Origin of the sequence: Aeromonas sp. ASNIH2 (assembly GCF_002934795.1) — a bacterium.
GTDB lineage: Bacteria > Pseudomonadota > Gammaproteobacteria > Enterobacterales > Aeromonadaceae > Aeromonas > Aeromonas caviae.
The window spans coordinates 2179117-2202712 of record NZ_CP026406.1; the positions used below are offsets into that span (position 1 = coordinate 2179117).

A 23596-nucleotide genomic window follows, 5' to 3' on the forward strand; every position below is an offset into this window, starting at 1 on the left:
CATCAAGACGGAGTCATGTTTCACGTGGAACGCGCCCTCTTCCTTGCCCCAGAAAACAAAAAGCCGCTCACGAGGAGCGGCTTTTGATGGTTGTCGGGCCGTCTATTAGACGTCGAGGTTGGCAACCCGCAGGGCGTTGGTCTCGATGAAGTCGCGACGGGGCTCTACGGCGTCACCCATCAGGGTGGAGAAGAGCTGGTCGGCGCCGACCGCATCGTCGATGGTGACACGCAGCATGCGACGGGCTTCCGGATCCATGGTGGTTTCCCACAGCTGCTCCGGGTTCATCTCCCCCAGCCCTTTATAGCGCTGGATGTAGATGCCACGCTTGCCTTCGCCCATCAGCCACTCGACCGCTTCAACGAAGCTGGCGACCGGCTTCACCTTCTCGCCACGCTTGATGTAACCGCCTTCCTCGATCAGGTTGGCGATCTCCTTGCCCAGGGAGACCAGCTGACGGTACTCGGAGGATTGCAGGAAGTCGTAGCTGAGCGGGTATTCGCGGTCGACCCCGTGCTGGCGTACCACTGCGTGCGGCACGAACAGACGGCGCTCTTCATCGTGGCGTACCTGCATCTGGTACTGGATGCCGTGGTTGCTCTCGTTGAGCACGGCTTCCATGCTCTGGCACCAGGCCTGCAGATCGCTCTCGCTGGCCAGCAGGGTTTCGTTCAACTCAGGCTGATAGATCAGCTGGGTCAGCACGGCTTCCGGGGCGCGACGGGACATGCGGGTGATGAGGTGAGTCACGGCGCGATGCTGGTTGACCAGACGCTCCAGCGCCTCGCCACCGATGGCCGGGGCAGATTCGTTGACGTGCAGGGTCGCACCATCCAGCGCCATGGCGGTCTGGTACTGCAACAATGCGTCTTCGTCTTTCAGGTACTGCTCCTGCTTGCCCTTCTTCACCTTGTAGAGCGGCGGCTGGGCGATAAAGACATAGCCACGCTCGATGATTTCCGGCATCTGACGATAGAAGAAAGTCAGCAGCAGGGTACGGATGTGCGCACCATCGACGTCCGCATCCGTCATGATGATGATGTTGTGATAGCGCAGCTTGTCCGGGTTGTACTCGTCACGACCGATGCCACAGCCCAGAGCGGTGATCAGGGTACCCACCTCCTGGGAGGAGATCATCTTGTCGAAACGGGCCTTCTCCACGTTCAGGATTTTACCCTTGAGGGGCAGGATGGCCTGGTTCTTCCGGTTGCGACCCTGCTTGGCGGAGCCGCCAGCAGAGTCCCCTTCCACGATGTAGAGTTCGGAGAGCGCCGGGTCTTTTTCCTGACAGTCCGCCAGCTTGCCGGGCAGACCGGCGATATCCAGCGCGCCCTTGCGGCGGGTCAGTTCGCGGGCCTTGCGGGCCGCTTCGCGGGCACGGGCCGCATCGATGATCTTGTTGACCACGATCTTGGCGTCGCCCGGGTTCTCCAGCAGGAAGTCTGCCAGCTTTTCGCCCATCGCCTGTTCCACGGCGGTCTTCACCTCGGACGAGACCAGCTTGTCCTTGGTCTGGGAGGAGAACTTAGGGTCAGGCACCTTGACGGAGATAACGGCAATCAGACCTTCACGGACATCGTCACCACTGGCGGCGGACTTGGCCTTCTTGCTGTAGTCCTCCTTGTCCATGTAGTTGTTCAGCGTCCGGGTCAACGCGGTACGGAAGCCCACCAGGTGGGTGCCACCATCCCGCTGCGGAATGTTGTTGGTGAAGCAGTAGACCCCTTCCTGATAGGCGTCGTTCCACTGCATGGCGACTTCGACACCGATGCCGTCCTGCTCAGTGGTGAAGTGGAACACCTTGGGATGGATCGGGGTCTTGTTCTGGTTCAGGTACTCGACGAAGGCCTTGATGCCCCCTTCGTAGCAGAAGTGCGCCTCGCGGCCGTCACGCTCGTCCATCAGACGGATGGAGACGCCGGAGTTGAGGAAGGAGAGCTCGCGCAGACGCTTGGCCAGGATCTCGTAGTGGAACAGGGTGTCGCTGAAGATGGTCGGGCTCGGCCAGAAGCGAACTTCGGTCCCGGTGCCGGAGCTGTCACCAATCTGCTTGAGGGGGGCCTGCGGCTCGCCCAGGTGATAGGTCTGCTCGTAGACATGACCGTTGCGGCGGATGGTCAGCAGCAGCTTGTCGGAAAGCGCGTTCACCACGGAGACGCCCACACCGTGCAGACCGCCGGACACCTTGTAGGAGTTGTCATCGAATTTGCCGCCGGCGTGCAGCACGGTCATGATGACTTCGGCGGCGGAGCGACCCTCTTCAGGGTGGATGTCCACCGGAATGCCGCGACCGTTGTCGCGCACGGAGACGGAGCCGTCGGAATGGATCTTGACCTGGATATCGGAGCAGTAGCCAGCCAGAGCCTCGTCGATGGAGTTGTCGACGACCTCGAACACCATGTGGTGCAGGCCCGATCCATCGTCCGTATCGCCGATATACATCCCCGGGCGCTTGCGGACCGCATCCAGGCCCTTGAGCACCTTGATATTCGAGGAGTCGTAAGTATTTTCACTCATAGCTTACTCTCTGCCTTCTCTAACGTTTCGGAGATCTTGCCTTGTTCCACGTGGAACAGCTTGCAGTCACTCGCATCCATCATGTCTGCGAGCTGACCGGTATCGATGGCGGTGATGAACACCTGGGACGCGCACTGCTTCAGCCTTGCGGCCAGCAGACGACGTTTGTCGACATCCAGTTCAGAGGCAAAATCATCAATTAAAAAAATACAGCCGCGGCTGCTATGTTGATTCAAATAGAGCCCTTGGGCCAGCCGCATGGCACAGACCAGCAACTTCAGCTGACCCCTGGACAAAATATCCTGCGCGGGCACGCCGTTCGCCTTGAGCCGCACGTCCGCCTTCTGCGGACCGACCCCAGTGTACCCCAGCGAACGATCCCGTTCGAACCCCGCCTCCAGCAATGCATCGAGGGGAGTGTCTTTTTCCCAGCCTCGATAGAATCCAAGACTGATATCGAACTCCGGCAGAAAATCTGCCGTCATCTCCTTGATCAGGGGCGTAATGGCCTGACAATAACTGGCGCGAAAACCCGCCAGCTCGCCACCCAGTCGCACCAGCTCCTGATCCCAGAACGCCAGTTGACGATACTGGGTGCTCTGGCGCAGCAAGGCATTGCGCTGCTTCAACAGCCGACGCACCCGCCCCCAGAGGGAGAAGAAGGTCGGCTCCTGATGGAAAACACCCCAGTCGAGCCAGGCCCGGCGAGCCTGGGGCCCACCGGTCAGCAGGCTGAAACCATCGGGGTGGATCAACTGTACCGGCAACAGCTCCGCCAGATCGGCCAGGCGCTGGGCCTGGGCACCGGCGATCTTGAGCTGGGTTTCGCCCCCCTTGTCCTTGGCAAGCCCGATGGGCACCTGACGCCCCTCCAGCTCACACTGGGCAAACAGGGTAAAGGCCCGCTCGCCCTGGCGGATGACCCGCCCGGTCAAATGGGTACGAAACGAGCGGCCGAGACCAAGGTAATGAATGGCTTCCAGCACGCTGGTCTTGCCGCTGCCGTTGCTCCCGACCAGGATATTGAGGCCGGGAGACAGCGCGAGACTGGCGTGCTGAATGTTGCGAAAGTCGCTGAGCTGGAGTTTGACCAGGGACACGACTAGATCCGCATCGGCATCACCACGTACTGGGCATCTTGGTTCTCAAAATCCTCAATAATGGCGCTGCTGATGGAATCGCTCAGGCTGATCCGGATTTGGTCACATTTTAACGTATTCAACACGTCCAGCACATAGGAGACGTTGAAGCCGATCTCCATCTCGCCAGCGGCGTATTGTACGTCAAGCAGCTCTTCGGCTTCTTCCTGTTCCGGGTTGTTGGCGGTGATGCGCAGCAGGTTTTCCTGCAGATTGAGACGCACCCCACGGAATTTCTCGTTGGAGAGGATGGCGGCACGGGCAAAGGCCTGGCGCAGATCCTCGCGACCGGCGATCAGGGCCTTGTCGCTCCCCCTCGGGATGACGCGGCGCCAGTCCGGGAAACGGCCATCCACCAGCTTGGAGGTGAAAATGAAGCCATCCAGGGCAGCGCGCAGATTGCTGCGGCCCACTTGCAGCCTTACCGGCTTGTCTTCCGCTTCCAGCAGGCGCACCAGCTCCAGCACCCCTTTGCGGGGCAGGATGACCTGATGATCGGGCAGCGATTCCCCCACCACCTCGCGGCGGCAGGTGGCCAGCCGGTGACCGTCCGTCGCCACGGTACGCAGGCCGTGGCCTTCGCTCTCGAACAGCATGCCGTTCAGGTAGTAGCGCACGTCCTGGCTCGCCATGGAGAACTGGGTCGCGTCGATGAGTTTTTTCAGCTCCAGCTGGCTGATGTCGAACTCGAGCACGGATTCCCAATCCTCGATGTTCGGGTATTCGGTCGCCGGCAGGGTCGACAGGTTGAAGCGGGAGCGGCCGGAACGGATGATGAGGCGCTCTCCCTCGGTGCTGAGACGGATCTCCGCCCCCTCCGGCAGACCGCGACAGATGTCCAGCAGCTTGCGCGCCGGCACTGTGGTGCGGCCATCCTGGCTGTCGCTGTTGAGATAGACCTGTCCGATCATCTCCACCTCGAGATCGGTCCCGGTCAGCGACAGCAGGCCATTGCTGACATCGAGCAGGACGTTGCCGAGGATGGGCAGGGTCGGCCGGCCACCCAGGGCACCGGACACCAGTTGCAGGGGACGTAACAGGGCCTCACGGCTAATTTCGAGCTGCATCTGTGCTCTCCGTTGTTATTGGGAGGAAAGGATTCGGATCAGGCTGGAACATGCAATCTGCATCTGTGCACTCCGTTCCGTTATCAGGAAGAAAGGGTACGGATCAGGTTGGAATAATCTTCCTTGATGTCGTGACTCTCTTCCTTCAGCTGCTCGATCTTGCGGCAGGCATGAAGAACCGTGGTGTGGTCACGGCCACCAAAGGCATCCCCTATCTCAGGCAAGCTGTGGTTGGTCAGCTCCTTGGCCAGCGCCATCGCCAGCTGGCGCGGGCGGGCAACGGAACGGGAGCGACGCTTGGAGAGCAGATCCGCCAGCTTGATCTTGTAGTACTCCGCCACCGTCTTCTGGATGTTGTCGATGGTGACCAGCTTCTCCTGCAAGGCCAGGAGATCGCGCAGCGCCTCGCGCACGAAGTCGATGTTGATGGCGCGGCCGGTGAAGTTGGCATTGGCGATCACCCGGTTGAGGGCACCTTCCAGTTCACGGACGTTGGAGCGAAGTCGTTTGGCGATGAAGAAGGCCACTTCGTCCGGCAGGTGGATCTGGTTCTCGTCCGCCTTGCGCATCAGGATCGCCACCCGGGTTTCTAGCTCCGGCGGTTCGATCGCCACCGTGAGTCCCCAGCCGAAGCGGGACTTGAGACGATCTTCCACCCCGTTGATCTCTTTCGGATAGCGGTCCGAGGTCAGAATGATCTGTTGGTTACCTTCAAGCAGGGCATTGAAGGTGTGGAAGAACTCCTCCTGGGAGCGCTCCTTGTTGGCGAAAAACTGGATGTCATCGATGAGCAGGGCATCGACGCTACGGTAATAACGCTTGAACTCTTCAATGGCGTTATTCTGCAGCGCCTTCACCATGTCCTGCACGAACCGTTCGGAGTGCATGTAGATGACTTTGGCGTCTTTCTTGCGATCCTTGATGGCATTGCCAACGGCGTGCAGCAGGTGGGTCTTGCCAAGGCCAGTGCCGCCATAGAGGAACAGCGGGTTGTAGGCACCACCCGGATTGTCGGCCACCTGACGGGCGGCCGCACGGGCCAGCTGGTTGGACTTACCCTCGACGAAATTCTCGAAGGTATAGTTCACGTTGGTGTTGCTCTTGTGGTTTGGCTCGGGCTTGTTTTCAGCCTTGTTTTCCCAGCTCTTGGGAGAGTTATTCACAGGATCGACACCACGGGCCGGCGCCCTGGCGACCGCGACGGGATGAGGGCGATTGCCGATATCAAAACGCAGGGTGGGAGCGTCGGCTCCGCACAGCTCGTTGATGATGCCGTTGACCCGGAGCAGGTACTTGTCGCGTACCCAGTCCAGAACAAAGCGGTTCGGTGCATACAGGGTCAGAGTATTGTCACTCAACTCCGCTTGAAGCGGCCGGATCCACATGCTGAATTCTGCCGAGGGCAACTCATCTTGCAGCCGGTTAAGGCACTGCTGCCATAGCGAAGCAGTCACTCTAGACTCCCGTCAATTGATTAAGTAAAGACCGGCTATTCTACGTTTTTAGTGGCCGGATCTCCAGTTGCTGCCGCACGGATCCAGCAAATAAGATCCTTGACTTTCAAGGATCCAACGCCCCAGGATCCCATTTCATCCCCAAAGTTACCCACAGCCGGATATAGGCAATGTGGACAGAATGGCGCGCTGCGACCATAGTTATTTTATATAACCAAATATCATTTATTTTTTATATTTTATTCCAATAACATCAGCGCCAACCCGTGATTACAACTAAAAATACAGCACTACAGAGAGAGGAATCCCCATGAAAACCACCATCAAGCTGATTTCCGGCGCCGCCATTCTGCTGGCCAGCCTGTCCGGCCAGGCCATCGCCCAGGAAACCATCAAGGTCGGCATGTCCGGCAAATATTTCCCGTTCACCTTCGTCAAGCAGGACAAGCTGCAGGGCTTCGAAGTGGACATGTGGAACCAGATCGGTGAGCGCACCGGCTACAAGGTCGAGTTCGTGACCGCCAGCTTCTCCGGCCTGTTCGGCATGCTGGAAACCGGCCGCGTCGACACCATCTCCAACCAGATCACCATCACCGACGAGCGCAAGGCCAAGTACGCCTTCTCCCAGCCCTATGTCTATGACGGTGCCCAGATCGTGGTCCGCAAGGGCAACAACACCATCCACGGCATCAAGGATCTGGAAGGCAAGAAAGTCGCCGTCAACCTGGGCTCCAACTTCGAAGAGCTGCTGCGCAAGAACGACCCCAACAAGAAGATCGACATCCGCACCTATGACTCCGCCTTCGAGCAGGATGTCGCCCTGGGCCGCATCGACGCCTTCGTGATGGACCGCGTCTCCACCGCCCAGCTGATCAAGGAATCCAAGCTGCCGCTGCAACAGGCCGGTGCACCGTTCGAAACCATCGAGAACGCCCTGCCCTTCCTGAAGACCCCGGAAAAGCAGGCCGTGCTGAAGAAGGTTGACGATGCCCTCACCGCCATGCGCAAAGACGGCACCCTGACCAAAATCTCCGAAAAATGGTTCGCAGCGGACATCACCAGCAAATAAATGATGGAATTTGACCTCGAGTACACGCTAGGGCTGTTTCCCATCCTGCTCAAATACCTGGGCACCACGATGGAAATGGCCCTGTGGGGATTCGTATTGGCACTCGTACTGTCGCTGATCCTGGCGATAGTACGGGTGTTTCGCGTTCCCGCACTTCACTGGCTGGCGATGCTATATATCTCGTTCTTCCGGGGTACACCGCTGCTCGTCCAGCTGTTCCTGCTCTATTACGGGCTGCCGCAGCTCTTCCCCATCTTCGTGGGGATGGATGCCTTTACCGCCGCCATCATCGGCCTGACCCTGCACTTCGCCGCCTACATGGCCGAGTCGATCCGGGCAGCCATTCTCGGCATCCACAAGAGCCAGATGGAAGCCGCCCTCAGCATCGGCATGAGCCGGCTGCAGGCGATGCAGCGGATCATCCTGCCCCAGGCGGCCCGCATCGCGACACCATCGCTGATGAACTACTTCATCGACATGATCAAGAGCACCTCCCTGGCGTTTACCCTGGGAGTGGCGGAGATCATGGGCAAGGCCCAGATGGAAGCGGCCTCCTCCTTCAAGTTCTTCGAGAGCTTCATGGCGGTGGCGCTGATCTACTGGGTGGTGGTCATCTTCTTCACCCGCTTGCAGCATCTGCTGGAAGTGCGGCTGAACCGTGCTTATTAAAGGAGGCCTGTCATGATCAACCTAACGGGTCTCTCCAAGGCCTATGACGGAAATCAGGTGCTCAACGGCATCGATCTTGAGGTAAAGAAGGGGGAGATTGTCGTCATCATCGGCCCCTCCGGTACCGGCAAGTCGACTCTGCTGCGCTGCCTCAACCTGCTGGAAACCCCGGATGCAGGGCGGCTCGTCATCGATGACCTCGCCGTGGATCTGGCCAAGGCCAGCGACCAGCAGGCCATCGAACTGCGCAAACGCGCCTCTTTCGTGTTCCAGAACTACGCCCTGTTCGCCAACAAGACGGCGCTGGACAACATCGCCGAGGGGCTGATCACCGTCTGGAAACAGCCGAAGGCGGAGGCTCGTGCCACTGCCCTGGGCATCCTCAAGGACATCGGCCTCGCCGAGAAACAGGATGCCTACCCGGCCTCCCTCTCCGGCGGCCAGCAACAGCGCGTCGGCATCGGCCGGGCCATGGCGGCCCACTCCAAGGTGATCCTGTTTGACGAGCCCACCTCCGCCCTCGATCCCGAGTGGGTCGACGAGGTGCTGGGCCTGATGAAGCAGCTCGCCCGCCAGCACCAGACCATGGTGGTGGTAACCCACGAGATCGAGTTTGCCCGTGATGTCGCCGATCGGGTGATCTTCATGGAAGGAGGCCGGATCGTGGAGCAGGGCCCGCCGGATCAGATATTGGTCGATCCGCAGGATCCCCGTACCCGGGAGTTCCTGCGCAAAGTACTTAAATAGCTCTCTCTTTGGCGGCCTGGCCGCCTTTTTTCTTGAGGGATCCTTGTTTAACCCCGGGTTGCCAGTATAATTCGGGGCCCTTGATCCTCCGGATCCTGCCAGATTATCCCGCTCGGTCGACGAACGGGGCGAGATGGAAAGGAACGGCGGATTGACGAGAAGCTGAACTCTGTTTAGAATTCGGCCTCTTTTGCTAGTCGTCACACGCTATAGCTGGCGCGTCGGCTAAGTGTGACAATCAAAACTGTACAGAAATACGGAATCGAATCATGAAACGTACTTTTCAACCGTCCAACCTGAAGCGCAAGCGCTCTCACGGTTTCCGCGCTCGCATGGCTACTGCCAACGGCCGCAAAGTTCTGGCCGCTCGTCGTGCCAAGGGTCGTGCCCGCCTGGTAGTCTAATGCCTACCCAGCACACCTTCTCTCGGGAGTTACGTCTGTTAACTCCCGAACACTTCAAACGCGTTTTCGCCGAGCCTGTCCGGGCCGCTTCTCCGCAAATTACGCTTCTTGCTTGCCCCAACTCCCTCGAACACCCCCGTCTTGGCCTCGCCGTGCCCAAAAAGGCGCTCAAGCGTGCCGTCTGGCGCAACCGTGTAAAACGAGTGGTTCGGGAAAGTTTTCGCCTCAATCAAGCCAATCTGCCCGCTATCGACATCGTCGTGATCGCCAAGGGTGGCGTGAAGGAGATGGACAATGAAGCGCTGTTCAAGTTACTGGAAAAGCTATGGCGCACTCTGTCACGCCGTTGCAATGGGTAGCAATCAAACTGATACGCCTGTATCAGCTAATCATTAGTCCCCTGCTCGGGCCGCGCTGCCGTTTCACCCCGACTTGTTCCCAATTTGCGATAGAAGCAATCCGACTTCACGGTTTCATAAAAGGCGTTTGGTTAGCCAGCAAACGTCTATTAAAATGCCATCCCTTATCCGAGGGTGGTTATGACCCGGTTCCGCAACCAAAGCGAAGAAACTGAAGACTATGGAATCACAACGCAATTTACTCCTGATCGGTTTGCTGTTCGTGAGCTTCTTGCTCTGGCAACAGTGGGAGTCCGACAAGGCTCCAAAGCCGGCCCCGACTACCGTGGCCCAAACCGAACATTTCGTACCTGAAGCCGGTCAGACCGGTGATATTCCTCAGGTTTCCGAGCAAGCAAATGGTAACGCCGCGCGCAAGCTGATCACCGTCTCCTCCGACGTGCTCAAATTGACCCTAGATACCCAGGGCGGTGACATCGTCTCTGCCGAACTGCTGGCCCACAAGCTGGAAGAAGGCAAGGAACAGCCGTTCACCCTGCTGACCAGCCAGCCTGCCCACCTCTATGTGGCCCAGAGCGGTCTGGTCGGTCGCAATGGTCCGGACAGCCAGGCCCAGGGTCGTCCCACCTATGAAGCCGCCCAGACCAGCTATCAGCTGGCCGACGGTCAGGATCAAGTCGTCGTTCCGATGACCTGGACCGACAGCAAGGGTGTGGTCTTCACCAAGGAGTTCGTGCTCAAGCGCGGTGATTACGCCGTGGGCGTCGACTACAAGATCGACAACAAGTCTGCCGAGCCGGTCCAGGTACAGTTCTACGGTCAGCTGAAGCAGACCATGACCACGCCGAAGGATCAGGAAGGTCATGCCATGGTGGCCAGTGCCTACCGTGGTGGTGCCTTCTCCAGCGAAGACTCCCGCTACAAGAAGTACACCTTCGACGAGATGAAGGATGCCGACCTGAACAAGACCACCCAGGGTGGTTGGGTCGCCATGCTGCAGCACTACTTCGTCTCCGCCTGGGCCCCGAATGCCAACGACACCAACAGCTTCTACAGCCGCGTGATCCCGGGCAAGGACCAGGCCATCATCGGCTACAAGGCGCCGCTGGTTGACGTCGCTGCCGGCCAGCAGGCCGAAGTGAGCGGCAAGCTGTGGATCGGTCCCAAGCTGCAGGATCAGATGGCCAAGGTGGCAAACCACCTGGATCTGACCGTCGACTACGGCTGGCTCTGGTTCATCGCCCAACCGCTGCACTGGCTGCTGACCGTGTTCCACGGTTTCGTCCAGAACTGGGGTCTGGCCATCATCATGCTGACCCTGCTGGTGCGCGGCATCATGTTCCCGCTGACCAAGGCCCAGTACACCTCCATGGCCAAGATGCGCATGCTCCAGCCCAAGCTGGCTGCGCTCAAGGAACGCTTCGGTGAAGATCGCCAGAAGATGTCCCAGGGTATGATGGAGCTGTACAAGAAGGAGAAGGTCAACCCGCTGGGCGGCTGCCTGCCCATCCTGGTACAGATGCCCATCTTCATCGCCCTCTACTGGGCACTGATGGAGTCTGTCGAGCTGCGCCACGCGCCGTTCGCCCTGTGGATCACCGACCTGTCGGTGAAGGACCCCTTCTTCGTGCTGCCAATCCTCATGGGTGCCTCCATGTGGTATCTGCAGAAGATGAGCCCGACCACCATCACGGACCCGATGCAGCAGAAGGTGATGCAGTTCATGCCGATCATCTTCACCTTCATGTTCCTCTGGTTCCCGGCAGGTCTGACTCTGTACTGGCTGGTGAGCAACGTCATCTCCATCATCCAGCAGACCATCATCTATCGTCAGCTGGAGAAGAAAGGCCTGCACTCACGCAACTGATGCGCAGCCCATCTTTCCTGATGACAAAAGAGGCGGCCTTCGGGCCGCCTTTTTTATTACAATGTCCCCCACCCTCTTACTCATTCAGCCAACCAGCGAGTCAAGCAAGATGACAACAGATACCATCGTGGCCCAGGCCACCGCCCCCGGCCGTGGCGGCGTCGGCATAGTCCGCGTCTCCGGCCCTGCCGCCGAGCGGGTCGCCGAGATAGTGCTCGGCAAGCTCCCCAGGGTGCGTTATGCCGAATATCTGCCGTTCAGGGACGAGCAGGGCCAGGCGCTGGATCAGGGCATCGCCCTGCTGTTCAAGGCCCCCAACAGCTTCACCGGCGAAGACGTGCTGGAGCTGCAGGGCCATGGCGGCCCCGTCATTCTCGACATGCTGATCCGCCGCATCCTGCAGATCGACGGCATCCGCCCCGCCCGCCCGGGCGAGTTCAGCGAGCGCGCCTTCCTCAACGACAAGCTGGATCTGGCCCAGGCCGAGGCCATCGCCGATCTCATCGAAGCCTCCAGCGAGCAGGCCGCCCGCAGCGCCATGCACTCCCTGCAGGGGCAGTTCTCCGGCAAGGTTCAGCAGTTGGTGGAGAGCCTCACCCGGCTGCGCATCTACGTGGAAGCGGCCATCGACTTCCCGGATGAAGAGATCGACTTTCTCTCCGACGGCAAGGTGGCGGGTGACCTCTACGCCATCATGTCCGAGCTGGACGACGTGCGCGGCGAGGCCAAGCAGGGTGCCCTGCTGCGAGAGGGGATGAAGGTGGTGATCGCTGGTCGCCCCAACGCTGGCAAATCGAGCCTGCTCAACGCCCTCGCAGGCCGCGAGTCCGCCATCGTCACAGAGATCGCCGGTACCACCCGCGACGTGCTGCGCGAGCACATCCATCTGGACGGCATGCCGCTGCACATCATCGACACCGCGGGCCTGCGCGATACCCAGGACAAGGTGGAACAGATCGGCATCGAGCGTGCCTGGGCCGAGATCGAACAGGCCGACCGGGTGCTGTTCATGGTGGACGGCACCACCACGGATGCCGTCGACCCCCACGACATCTGGCCGGAATTCGTTGATCGGTTGCCAAAAAACATCGGCCTCACCGTGGTACGCAACAAGGCGGACCTGACCGGCGAGGATCTGGCACCGAGCCAGGAGCAGGGTCATGCCGTCTATCGCATCTCCGCCAAGACCGAGCTGGGGCTGCCCGCACTGCGCGAGCACCTCAAGGCCTGCATGGGCTTCCAGGGCAATACCGAGGGGGGCTTCATGGCCCGCCGCCGCCACCTGGACGCACTGGAGCGCGCCGCCGAACGGCTGCTGGTAGCCAGGGAGCAGCTTGAGGTCTATGTGGCTGGCGAACTGGTAGCCGAGGAGCTGCGCCTGGCCCAGGAGTCCCTGTCCGAGATCACGGGCGAGTTCAGCTCCGACGATCTGCTGGGCCGCATCTTCTCCAGCTTCTGCATCGGCAAGTAAGTCCGCAGAGCAGGCAATAAAAAGCCCGGGTTCATCCCGGGCTTTTTTTGTGCGCTTTTCATCCATCAACCTAGAGGCGGCGCAGGCACCACATGAAGTAAGCGCCCCCTAACAGGGTGGAGACCAGACCGACGGGCACCTCCTGGGGAAAGAGGATCTGCTGGCCGATCCAGTCCGCCGACACCATCAGCAAAGCGCCACAGCCTGCGGCGCCGAGCAGGTGCCAGCGCGCCCTCACCAGCCCCATCAATCTGGCCAGGTGCGGCGCCAGCAGACCGGCAAAGGAGAGCGGGCCTATCACCATGGTGGCACTGGCGGTGAGCACGGCCACCAGCAGCAGGATGGTGAGCTGGGCACGGCCGAGATGGATCCCCAGAGCCGTCGCTACCGCCGGCCCCATGGGCATGAGATCGAGCCAGCGGCTCACCAGCAGGCAGGCTGCCAGCATCAGCAGCGCCAACACCACCAGGGCAAGGGCCACCGGCTGGGTGACGTAATAGGTGGAGCCGGACATCCAGGAGAGCAGTTGCTGCACCCGCAGGTCGCCGTTGGCCAGGGCGATGGCCTGCAACGGCTCGAACAGCGCCGTGATGGCGATGCCAGACAGCAGTATCCGCTCCGGCTGGAAGCCGTTGCGCCGGTTGACAAGCACCAGCAGCAACAGGCAGGCGAAGGCGCCCACCAGCCCCCCCAGCAGCATCATGGGCAGCGGCAAGGCGGGCAGCAACAGGGCCGCCGCAATCACCCCCATGAAGGTGCCACCGCTTACCCCCAGCAGTTCGGGGCTCGCCATGGGGTTGTTGCTGACTCGCTGCAACAGGGTGCCTGCCAGCGCCAGCAACACGCCTGCGGCACCCGCTGCCAGCGTGCGCGGCAAGCGCCACTCCAGCTGGGCCTGCCACCGCAGCCAGCCCGGCCAGCCCCAGCCGCCCATCCCCTGCCCAAACAACAGGGAGGCGATCACCGCCGCAGCCAGCCCCAACACCATCAGGCCGACAAGGCGAGTCGGCGCCGGATGGCGGGCCAACTGCAGCGAGGAGTTCGCCTTAGGCGCACTCTGCTTGATGCCAAGACGCGGGATCAGCCAGAGCAGCAGCGGCGCCCCCAACAGGGCCGTCATGGCGCCGGTCGGGATCAGCACAGGCCAGAACCGGCTCAGGGTCTGCAGCAGCAGATCGGTGGCCGCCAGCAACAGGGCGCCGAGGATGGGTGCCCACAGCAGCCGCTGGGCCAGTTTTCTGACCCCCAGCAGCCGCACCATGGCGGGCGCCGCCAGCCCGATAAAACCGATCAGCCCCACCACGCTCACCACGCAAGCGGTGATGAAGACCGCGATGCCGAGAGCGGCGAATCTCAGGTGCTTGAGAGAGACCCCCAGGCTGCGAGCGCTGGCATCGTCCAGCTCCAGCACTGCCAGCGGGCGCACCAGCACCACCGCCAGCATCGCGGCCAGCAGCAACCGTGGCAGCAGATAGCCGACGCCGCTCCAGCTGTTCTGGGCCAGAGATCCGCTCCCCCACACCAGCAACCCTTTGAGCTCCTCCTGGAAGAACAGCAGCAATCCCATGCTGATGGCGGCCAGATAGAGGTTGATCACCAGCCCTGCAAAGACGATGACCACGGGATTGAGCTGGCGGCGCCAGGCCAGGGCGAAGACCAGCCCCATGGCCAGGCTTCCCCCGGCCATGGCGATCCACTCCCGCCCGATCAGCAGCCAGGAGGGGGCGAGCAGGGTCACCATCATCAGCGCCAGCTGGGCGCCGGAGGCCACCCCCAGGGTGGTGGGCGAGGCCAGGGGATTGCGCAGCACCTGCTGCATCAGGGTACCGGCGAGCCCGAGGGCGGCACCGGCCAGCAGGCAGATGGCTAGGCGCGGCAGCCAGCTGAAATGAACCACCGCCTGGCGGGCATCGTCCAGCTCGGGGGAGAACAGGGCCTGCCACCAGAGCGCCCCCGGCAGTTGACGTGCCAGCTCGGCGCAAGCCAGCCCCAGTGTCAGCACCAACAGGCAGAGACCCGGGCGTAGCAGGGGCGAAGAAAGAGAAGAGCTCATTGATTTGATCCCCCGGTTGCTCTGTGGACAGCCTGCTCCCGCAAGGCACCGTCCAGCAGGGTGGCGAAGCGGCGGGCCGCCAATATGCCACCAAAACTCCATGTCGCAGGCAGATGGATCACCGGATTGTTCTGTACCAGCGGGAGATGCTGCCACAATCCAGGCTCCTGAAGTTTTTCACCAACTCCTACGGGCACGGGGTCCACCACCACCAGCCTGGCATCCGGCATCCCGAGAAACTGCTCCAGGCTCGCGACCGAGAATCCCCAGGCATTGGTCTCTCCCTGCCAGGCGTTGCGAAGGCCGAGGCGCTGCATCACTGCCTCGAACAGGCTGCCATGGCCAAACACCCGCACATGGCGCTCATCGATGAATTGCACCACCAGCAAGGGGGGCAGATCGGCGGGCTGCGCCGCCTGCATCTGTGCCAGATCCTGATCCAGCGCGGCGAGCTGGCGTTCGGCCTCCGCCTCTTTGTTGACCAGGGCGGCTATGGTCAGTGTCGCTTCCCGCAGTCGCTGCCACAGATCGGTGCCCGGTTCATACAGGGCGATGGAGTGCACCGGCGCGATGCGGGAGAGGGTCGGCGCCAGGGGGGCCGCCAGCGGCGAGATGAGAACAAGATCCGGTTTGAGCTCCGCCAGCAGTTCCCGGTTGGGTTGGGCACGAAGCCCGATATCGATCACCCCGGCAGGAAGCTGGGGTTCACCGACCCAGGCGCGATAGGGGGCCACATCCCCCACCGCCATCGGTGTCACTCCGAGCGCCAGCAGGGTTTCGGCTATGGTCCAGTCCACGGTGGCGATGCGGGGCGTGGCGCTGGTGGCGGTGACAAGCTGCCCGGCCTCCCCTGCCAGGGGCAGCAGCAGACTGAGCAGACAGGGCGCCATCTTCAATAAACGGTTCAAGAGCGGCCCCCGGTCAGACGATGGCGATGGCGTGGTCATGGGCCGGATGGCGAATGACCTCCATGGGGATGCCATAGATGGCGTTCAGGGTCTCCCCTGTCATGATCTGTTCGGGCTCGCCGTGGGTCAGCAGACGGCCGGAGTGCAGCGCCACCAGCCTATCGCAGAAGCGGGAGGCCATGTTGATGTCGTGAATGACGATGATGACCCCGAGGTTGAGCTGGCGGCTGAGCTGCTTGACGAGCGTGAGCACCTCCACCTGATGGGCCACGTCCAGGGCGGCCAGTGGCTCGTCCAGCAGGATGAAACGGCTCTCCTGAGCCAGCAGCATGGCGAGCCAGACTCGTCCCCGCTCACCGCCGGAGAGGGTATCCACCAGCCGATCGGCAAAGCGTTCGGTGTGGGTCAGGGCGATGGCCCGCTCCACCTGACGGTGATCTTCCGCTCCCATCCGGCCCAGCAGGCCGCGCCAGGGGTAGCGCCCCATCTCCACCAGCTCGCGGCCGAGCAGATTTTCGGCACTCGGCAGGTGCTGGGGCAGATAGGCCACCTGACGGGCAAACTCCCGGTTGCCCCAGGCAGACAACGGCTGGTCATCGAACAGGATCTCCCCGCCGCTGTGGGGTTGCTGGCGCGCCAGCAGCTTGATCAGGGTCGATTTTCCCGACCCGTTGTGGCCGATGAGGCCATAGACCCGACCTTGCTCGAAGCGAAGGCTGGTGGGGTGCAGCAGCGTGCGGTCATTGACCGCGAAGCTGGCGGATTTCATCTCGAACATAAGCAATTCCTGTGCTGGCTTGCTGCCAGTCTCATCGGTGCCAGCATCAGGTCGGCACCTTGCCATCCAGATGGGCGACCGCATCCCGGCTCACCTGCTCGCGCTGCTCGCCGGTCAGTTCGGTGAGGCGGCCCTGGCGCATCTCCAGCAGGCGATCGGCCAGAGAGAAGTAGTGATCGTCGTGGCTGATGGCGATCACCGTCTTGCCCATCTCCTTGAGACGCGGCAACAGCACCTGATAGAAGATGCGGCGGAACTGGGGATCCTGATCCGCGGCCCACTCGTCGAACAGCATGATCTCGCGCTGCTCTGCCAGGGCCAGCAGCAGGGCGACCCGCTTGCGCTGGCCCTGGGAGAGGTCGATATCGGCGATGAAGCCATCCTCGATGGCAAGCTTGCTGCCCATCTGCAACCGCTCAAGCCACTCGGCGACCAGCGCCTCTTTCGGCTCGGGCCCCAGCAAATGCTGGAACAGGTGGTAGTCGGTGAAGATGGCGGAGAAGAGCCCCAGATAGCCGTTGCGATCGGTGACCGGCTCCCCATCCAGCAGGATCCGGCCAGAGACCGGTTGATAGAGCCCGGTCAGCAGCATGGCGACGGTCGACTTGCCGGAGCCATTGCCACCGATGAGGAATATCTGCTCCCCCCGCTCGATCACCAGATTGATGGGGCCCACGGAGAAACCGCCCTCCCCCTGGTAGTGAAAGCTCACCTGATCCAGCTCGATGCGCTGCCAGGGGCGAGGCGCAGGCGGCAACGGGAACGCTTCGTCCGGCTCTGCCAGATTGAGGGCAGCTATCTTGTCGAACGCCACCTGGGCGGCGATCAGGGTCGGCAGGGCTCCGATGCCTTGCAGCAAGGGAGTGCGCAGGAACAACAGGGTCAGGGCGAAGGTGGCGGCCACATTGGTGTTGGCCCAGCCCAACCCGTTGGCCAGGAAGAAGACCAGGCCGATGGCACCCAGCATCATGATGTTCGACCAGTTCACCGCGCTCAGGTGGTAGGTATCGGCGCGGATGATCTGCTCCCGGTAGTCCCGGGCATTCTGCTCATAGAGCTGGTGGTAGACGAAGTGGGCACGCTCGCGGTTGAGCGCCAGCTCCTTGCACCCGGCGATGATGGACTGGTAGTTCTGGTAGAGCCTGTCTTCGGCCTGGCGCATGTGCGCCAGGTGGCGATAGACCCGGTTCACCAGCAGCCAGCCCACCACCATGGTCACGGTGACCCAGAGGGCGGTAACACCGAGCAAGGCGGGAGAGAGCAGGCCAAGGTAGATGATGGAGCCCAGGGTGAGCACCAGACCCTGTACCAGTTCCGGCAGGCGCACGAAGGCGATGGTGATCTGACCGATGTCGCTGGAAAGGGAGGCCAGGAGCGGCCCCTGCCCTATTTGACGCAGACGGGCGACGTCGGTATCCAGCAGTTGCTTGAGCAGGCGGCCACGCAACCGGTAGACGAAATGGTGACCCAGGGTGGTCAGGGCCAGTTGGGATCCGAGCGTGATCACCAGCAGCAGCAAGACCAGGCCGACAAGCTGACCCAGGATCGGCAGCGGATCCCCGACTGATTCGATAAGTGATTGATTGATGAAGGCAATGACGCCTATCCCGCTGACAGCACTCAGCAGGCTGAGCAGGCTAATGGCGATGAAGGGCCAACGGTATTGGCGATAAACCAGTGACAAGAGTTCCATGACAGGCCTGTAGATGAATGGAAGGAGGGCGGGAGCCTTCGCCCCCGCCCGGCCTGTCGCTTACCAGCGGTAGTTGACGGTGCCGACTATGCTGCGCGGCTCGCCGTAGTAGCAGTAGTAGTCGCAGCTCGCCACATAGGTGTCGTTCAGCAGGTTGTTGACGTTGATCTGGGCACGCCAGTTCTTGGCAAAGTCATACCCGATCATCGCATCCCATACGGTGTGTGCCGGTACCTGGGCGGAACCATAGATGGGGGTGTAGTCCGCATTCACCGCGCCGATGCCGACGCTGGAACCCACATAGCGCACGCCGGAACCCAGCTCAAGACCGGATACCGGGCCCTGCTGCACCTTGTAGTTGCCCCAGAAGGAGGCCTGGTGGCGCGGGATCAGGCTCGCACGACGATCGCCGTTGCCGGTGTCGTTGGTCTTGGCATCGGTATAGGTATATGCAGCGGTCAGGCGCAACGCCTCGGTGGCCTGCACGCTCCCTTCCAGCTCGACCCCCTGAGAGGTCACTTCACCGGCCTGGGTCTGCTGGCCGGAGCCGGTAGAGACCAGGGAGTTGGTCTGCTCCAGATCGAACAGCGCCAGGTTGATGTAGCCATCGAGGAAGCTGGGTGCGTACTTGACCCCGGTCTCGTAGAGCTTGCCTTCCAGCGGCTTGTAGGAGTTGCCGGTGTTGGGGTCTATCCCCGGCAGCACTTCGAAGGATTCCGCATAGGCGAAGTAAGGGGAGAGACCGTTGTCGGCCAGGTACATCAGGCTGCCGGAGAGAGAGAGGTTGTCGTCGTACTGTTTCTCGTTCTTGCTCTTGGCTTCGCTGATGTTGTGGGTTTCCACGTAATCGAAACGACCGCCCGCGGTCAGCAGCCAGCGATCATCCCAGCGGATCTGGTGCTGGGCATAGAGGCCGCTCTGACCCTTGGTGCTCTTCTGGTGGGTCGCGGTGGATTCATCAAAACCGGGGAAACCGCTGTAATCCGGGTTCATGGTGTTGATGGCGCCCATGCCATAGTTGTCGGCTTCCTGACCTTCATTTACATGGCGCTGCAGATCCACCCCCAGCAGCAGGGTCTGCTCCGTGCTGTCGGTGTTCCAGTAACCCACCATCTGGTTGTCCATGGTGGCGCTCTTGGTATCCCCATCCCGGTAGACCAGGCCGCGGTAGGCGGTGGTGCCTTCATAGGTCGGAAAGATATAGGTCTGGCGCAGCAGCAGATCGTTGTAATTGAAGCGAACGTTCTGCTTGAACTCCCAGGTCTGGTTGAGCTGGTGGGCCAGCTCGTACCCGGCGGAGATCTGGGTATTGCGATTGCGATCGTAATCCGGCTGGCTCAGGTTGGTGGAGGGATCGATCTGGCCGCCGGAGGTATTCAGGGTGCCATAGACCGGGAAGAAGCCGTTGGTCGGCACCCCTTCATCGTGCTTGAAGCTGGAGAGCAGCGTCAGCGTGGTGCGATCCGAAATATCCAGGGTCACGCTCGGCGCCAGATAGGCGCGCTCGTTGTAGGTGCCGTCCAGCACGCCGTCCCGCTCGTTGTAGAGGGCCACCAGACGATACCGGCTGTTGTCGGTAAGGGTGTCGGAGACATCCACCCCGACCTGGCGCAGATCCCGGTTGCCCAGTTGCAGGTTCACCAGTCCCTGCGGGGTCGCGGTCGGACGCTTGCTGATGGCGTTGATGACGCCTCCGGGAGGGGCTTCGCCATACAGAATGGAGGCCGGGCCTTTGAGCACTTCCACGCTCTCAAGGCCGAAGGGCTCCGGGGTCCAGACATAGTAACCGGTGCTGAACAGGCGGTTGCCATCCAGGTAAGAAGCCGCATCGAAGCCGCGCACCTTGAACCAGTCAGCATCCGTGTCCGAACCATAGGACTGGGACAGGACGCCGGAGCGATAGCGCAGGGACTCGTCTAGCTTGAGTACGGCGTGCTGGTCCAGCTCTTCGCGATTGACCACGGAAACGGCACGGGGGGTCTCTGCCATGGGGACCTCGACCTTCATGGCGGTCCCGGTCACGACCATGGTTTCGCCCGCCTTGGGCAACTCTTTATCCGCCTGTTCCGCCGCCAACACGGGCAGGGACGCCAGCAGACAGGAGAGCGGCAGCAGCTGTGCGCCTCTCTTTCGCATCACGGCATTCGGGGTATTTTTTTGCGCAATCATATAAGTGTCTCAAATATCAATAAGTTATGTTTGATTTCTTATTATGGGTGCCCAATTGGACCGGTCAGCCCGGCGCCTCAGGCGAATAAAGCAGCGCCATGCTACTACAGGTGCTGTGATCGAATCGATTCAATAATTGCTAATCATTTGCATCTGCATTGTTAATTGATGTTTTGAAGTGTCGTTTGACAACGAAAGGTGCGATGAGGTCGCAACAGGCGGAAAGAAGGCGCCACGACGGCCACGAGACCGGTTTTGGCTGCAAAAAAGTGGACAGGATCCTTATCCCCAAGCTTTATCCATATTTATCCACATGCTTTGGCGGTAAGATCCCCCCTCTTCACTTTTTCGATGACATCAGGATCCATTCCATGGCCAAACTCAACCTCATCGTCGGCTCCATGCTGGGGGCCTCCGAATATGTCGCAGATCATGTGGTCGGCCTGCTTGAACAGGCGGGCCACCAGGCGGAGATCCACAACCCCGCCAGCCTGGCCAGGATCCTGACCGAGCCAGAAGCCATCGTGCTGGTGGTCACTTCCACCCATGGTGCGGGGGATGTACCCGACAATCTGCAGCCCTTTGCCCGGGATCTTGCCGAGCAGCAGCCGGATCTCGCCGCCTTCAAGTACGGAGTGATCGCCCTGGGGGATCGCAGTTATGACACCTTCTGCCAGGGCGGCAAGACGCTGGATCGGCTGCTGGCCGGGTGCGGTGCCAGCCGACTGGGGGATCTCCTGGAAATAGACGTGACCCAGCACGAGATCCCCGAAGATGCCGCAGAAACCTGGATCCACGACTGGATGACCTTGATCGGCTGATCAGGGCCAGGGAGATCCGGTCACGACCCCCGATCTCCCTGGTTATCCCCAGATCCCTATCCACCAGGTTATTAACAGGGGGATCCGGATAAGTTTTTCCCGAGAGCTCCCCACATGAGCTCGGATAATTGTGTATAACTTAGGTGCTAAGCTCTGCAAAACCTATAGTTATTCATGTATTAGATCTTGACGACCATGTGTCTGTGTATAAAAACCCATGTTATCCCCCCGTTCGCCCCCTCTGGATCCAAGCTTTTCCACAAGCAGCGATCGACCTTAACCGAATGATCTTTATGATCAAAAATGCCTTATCAACAGAAGTCTCGGATCCTAATAAAAGATCCAATAAAAGATCGATCTAAAGATCCTTAAGATCTATTTAACCGATCCCTGATCCATACTGATCCTGAAGTAGACGTTCCCCTCCGGATGCTAAACAGATAGAATGATCCGCCCTTCAGACCAGGCAAACAAAGATCTTCAGGCGTGCAGATCAAGGTGATCCCCAATGCAATACCATGAACAATTTGATGTGATCGTCGTCGGTGGCGGTCATGCAGGAACCGAAGCAGCAACAGCGGCAGCCCGCATGGGTCTCAATACCCTGTTGCTCACCCACAACATAGATACGCTGGGACATATGTCCTGCAATCCGGCGATCGGCGGGATCGGCAAGGGACACCTGGTCAAGGAAGTCGACGCCCTTGGCGGGATCATGGCGCAGGCCATCGATCTCGGCGGGATCCAGTTCCGCACGCTCAACTCCTCCAAGGGCCCTGCGGTGCGGGCTACCCGTGCCCAGGCGGATCGCCTGCTGTACAAGGCTGTGGTGCGTCAGACACTGGAGAACTACCCGAACCTGAAGATCTTCCAGCAGGCCTGCGACGATCTGGTCATGGACGGGGATCGCGTCGCCGGGGTCGTTACCCAGAGCGGGATCCGCATCAGCGGCAAGACGGTCGTACTGACCGTTGGCACCTTCCTCAATGGTCTGATCCACATCGGCATGGAGAACTACAAAGGAGGTCGCGCCGGGGATCCTCCCTCGATTGCCCTCGCCCAGCGCCTGCGTGAAATGCCGCTGCGCATCGATCGCCTCAAAACCGGCACGCCACCACGCATCGATGCACGCACCGTCGATTTTTCCGTGATGCAGCAGCAACATGGTGATGATCCTCGCCCGGTCTTCTCCTTCATCGGCAACGCCAGCCAGCATCCCCGCCAGATGCCTTGCTACGTGACCCATACCAATGAGCAGACCCACGAGGTGATCCGCAACAACCTGGATCGCAGCCCCATGTACGCCGGAGTGATCGAGGGGATAGGCCCGCGCTACTGCCCGTCGATCGAGGACAAGATCACCCGCTTTGCCGACAAGACGGCGCATCAGATCTTTGTCGAACCGGAAGGCCTGACCACCCACGAACTCTACCCAAACGGGATCTCCACCAGCCTGCCGTTCGACGTGCAGGTGCAGATCGTCCGCTCGATCCGTGGTTTCGAGAATGCCCATATCACTCGCCCTGGCTACGCCATCGAGTACGATTTCTTCGATCCGCGGGATCTCAAGGCCAACATGGAGAGCAAGTGCATCGAGAACCTCTTCTTCGCCGGCCAGATCAACGGCACCACCGGCTATGAAGAGGCCGCTGCCCAGGGCCTGATGGCCGGTCTGAACGCGGGCTTGCGCGCCCAGGGCAAGGAAGCCTGGCACCCACGCCGGGATCAGGCCTACATGGGCGTGATGATGGACGATCTCTCCACACTGGGGACCCGCGAACCCTATCGCATGTTCACCAGCCGTGCCGAATATCGCCTGCTGCTGCGGGAAGACAATGCGGATCTGCGCCTGACCGCCATCGGCCGCGAGCTGGGTCTGGTGGACGATCATCGCTGGAGCCTGTTCAATGCCAAGGTGGAACAGGTGGAGCAGGAACGTCAGCGCATGCGCTCGACCTGGATCCACCCGCAGCATCCGTCTCTGGAGGCCGTCAACGCCCTGGTCAATACTCCCCTGACCCGGGAGCAGAGCCTGGAAGAGCTGCTGCGTCGCCCCGAGGTGACCTACGATGCCCTGATGGCCATCGAGGGTGTAGGGCCTGCATTGACCGATGCGGCTGCCGCGGATCAGGTGGAGATCCAGATCAAGTACGCCGGTTATATCGAGCGTCAGCACGACGAGGTGGAGAAACAGCTGCGCAACGAAAACACCCTGCTGCCGCTGGACATGAACTACCGCGACGTGAACGGTCTCTCCAACGAGGTGATCGCCAAGCTCAACGATGCCAAGCCAGAGACCATTGGTCAGGCGTCCCGCATCTCCGGCATCACCCCTGCCGCCATCTCCATCTTGCTGGTGCACCTGAAGAAACACGGCCTGCTGCGTAAAACCGCCTGAGGAATTCCCCGTT

19 protein-coding genes are annotated in these 23596 nt (G+C 60.8%); 10 read left to right on the plus strand and 9 right to left on the minus strand.

Features of this window, described 5'->3' with window-relative positions; all coding sequences use genetic code 11:
- Positions 1-105 precede the first annotated feature (105 nt).
- The 4 genes from gyrB to dnaA form a co-directional block, all read right to left on the minus strand.
- A complete protein-coding gene (gene gyrB, locus C3F36_RS10220) occupies positions 106-2517 on the minus strand; it encodes a DNA topoisomerase (ATP-hydrolyzing) subunit B (protein ID WP_104455013.1) in 2412 nt (803 codons plus the stop codon).
- Entirely contained in the window at positions 2514-3617 is a 1104-nt protein-coding gene (gene recF, locus C3F36_RS10225; protein ID WP_010672287.1) for a DNA replication/repair protein RecF, read from the minus strand. Before recF ends, gyrB begins: the two co-directional genes overlap by 4 nt.
- Positions 3618-3619: 2 nt before the next feature.
- Positions 3620-4723, minus strand: a complete 1104-nt coding sequence (gene dnaN / locus C3F36_RS10230) for a DNA polymerase III subunit beta (protein ID WP_039040646.1) — start codon at positions 4721-4723, stop codon at positions 3620-3622.
- An 83-nt stretch (positions 4724-4806) separates the two neighbouring features.
- Entirely contained in the window at positions 4807-6177 is a 1371-nt protein-coding gene (dnaA, locus tag C3F36_RS10235) for a chromosomal replication initiator protein DnaA (protein WP_039040645.1), read from the minus strand.
- A 310-nt stretch (positions 6178-6487) separates the two neighbouring features.
- Between dnaA and C3F36_RS10240 the strand changes: the two genes are divergently transcribed.
- From C3F36_RS10240 to mnmE, 8 genes are all read left to right on the plus strand, one after another.
- Positions 6488-7246, plus strand: coding sequence for an amino acid ABC transporter substrate-binding protein (locus C3F36_RS10240; RefSeq protein WP_010672284.1), 759 nt, complete (start codon positions 6488-6490; stop codon positions 7244-7246).
- Positions 7247-7915 carry an amino acid ABC transporter permease gene (locus tag C3F36_RS10245; RefSeq protein ID WP_010672283.1) on the plus strand — a complete coding sequence of 223 codons (669 nt, stop codon included), beginning with the start codon at positions 7247-7249 and terminating at the stop codon, positions 7913-7915.
- 12 nt (positions 7916-7927) lie between these two features.
- Positions 7928-8662, plus strand: a complete 735-nt coding sequence (locus C3F36_RS10250; protein ID WP_010672282.1) for an amino acid ABC transporter ATP-binding protein — start codon at positions 7928-7930, stop codon at positions 8660-8662.
- 269 nt (positions 8663-8931) lie between these two features.
- Positions 8932-9066 carry a 50S ribosomal protein L34 gene (gene rpmH / locus C3F36_RS10255; RefSeq protein WP_005307156.1) on the plus strand — a complete coding sequence of 45 codons (135 nt, stop codon included), beginning with the start codon at positions 8932-8934 and terminating at the stop codon, positions 9064-9066.
- Positions 9066-9425, plus strand: coding sequence for a ribonuclease P protein component (gene rnpA, locus C3F36_RS10260; protein WP_010672281.1), 360 nt, complete (start codon positions 9066-9068; stop codon positions 9423-9425). The genes rpmH and rnpA overlap by 1 nt, the downstream gene beginning before the upstream one ends.
- Entirely contained in the window at positions 9392-9640 is a 249-nt protein-coding gene (gene yidD, locus C3F36_RS10265; protein ID WP_010672280.1) for a membrane protein insertion efficiency factor YidD, read from the plus strand. The genes rnpA and yidD overlap by 34 nt, the downstream gene beginning before the upstream one ends.
- A gap of 5 nt (positions 9641-9645) precedes the next feature.
- Positions 9646-11292 (plus strand): membrane protein insertase YidC, encoded by a 1647-nt coding sequence (gene yidC, locus C3F36_RS10270; RefSeq protein WP_104455014.1) that lies wholly within the window; start codon positions 9646-9648, stop codon positions 11290-11292.
- Between the two features lie 109 nt (positions 11293-11401).
- A complete protein-coding gene (mnmE, locus tag C3F36_RS10275; RefSeq protein WP_010672278.1) occupies positions 11402-12763 on the plus strand; it encodes a tRNA uridine-5-carboxymethylaminomethyl(34) synthesis GTPase MnmE in 1362 nt (453 codons plus the stop codon).
- A gap of 70 nt (positions 12764-12833) precedes the next feature.
- Here mnmE and fhuB read toward each other — a convergent pair whose 3' ends face one another.
- Genes fhuB through C3F36_RS10300 form a run of 5 tightly spaced genes read right to left on the minus strand, consistent with a single transcriptional unit; the run spans position 12834 to position 20364 of the window.
- Positions 12834-14816, minus strand: a complete 1983-nt coding sequence (gene fhuB, locus C3F36_RS10280) for a Fe(3+)-hydroxamate ABC transporter permease FhuB (RefSeq protein ID WP_104455015.1) — start codon at positions 14814-14816, stop codon at positions 12834-12836.
- The gene (locus C3F36_RS10285; protein WP_199769712.1) at positions 14813-15706 is read right to left on the minus strand and encodes an ABC transporter substrate-binding protein; all 894 of its coding nucleotides are present in this window, start codon (positions 15704-15706) and stop codon (positions 14813-14815) included. The genes fhuB and C3F36_RS10285 overlap by 4 nt, the downstream gene beginning before the upstream one ends.
- A gap of 31 nt (positions 15707-15737) precedes the next feature.
- Positions 15738-16502 carry an ATP-binding cassette domain-containing protein gene (locus C3F36_RS10290; RefSeq protein ID WP_010672275.1) on the minus strand — a complete coding sequence of 255 codons (765 nt, stop codon included), beginning with the start codon at positions 16500-16502 and terminating at the stop codon, positions 15738-15740.
- A gap of 46 nt (positions 16503-16548) precedes the next feature.
- Positions 16549-18195: a multidrug ABC transporter permease/ATP-binding protein gene (locus C3F36_RS10295; RefSeq protein WP_104455017.1), complete on the minus strand. Its 1647-nt coding sequence runs from the start codon at positions 18193-18195 to the stop codon at positions 16549-16551.
- A gap of 60 nt (positions 18196-18255) precedes the next feature.
- Positions 18256-20364: a TonB-dependent siderophore receptor gene (locus tag C3F36_RS10300; RefSeq protein WP_029313364.1), complete on the minus strand. Its 2109-nt coding sequence runs from the start codon at positions 20362-20364 to the stop codon at positions 18256-18258.
- A gap of 371 nt (positions 20365-20735) precedes the next feature.
- Here C3F36_RS10300 and mioC point away from each other — a divergent pair, with 371 nt between their 5' ends.
- Together mioC and mnmG are read left to right on the plus strand one after the other, a co-directional pair.
- Positions 20736-21185 carry an FMN-binding protein MioC gene (gene mioC / locus C3F36_RS10305; RefSeq protein ID WP_010672272.1) on the plus strand — a complete coding sequence of 150 codons (450 nt, stop codon included), beginning with the start codon at positions 20736-20738 and terminating at the stop codon, positions 21183-21185.
- A 508-nt stretch (positions 21186-21693) separates the two neighbouring features.
- Positions 21694-23583 carry a tRNA uridine-5-carboxymethylaminomethyl(34) synthesis enzyme MnmG gene (gene mnmG / locus C3F36_RS10310; RefSeq protein WP_010672271.1) on the plus strand — a complete coding sequence of 630 codons (1890 nt, stop codon included), beginning with the start codon at positions 21694-21696 and terminating at the stop codon, positions 23581-23583.
- Positions 23584-23596: the final 13 nt, after the last annotated feature.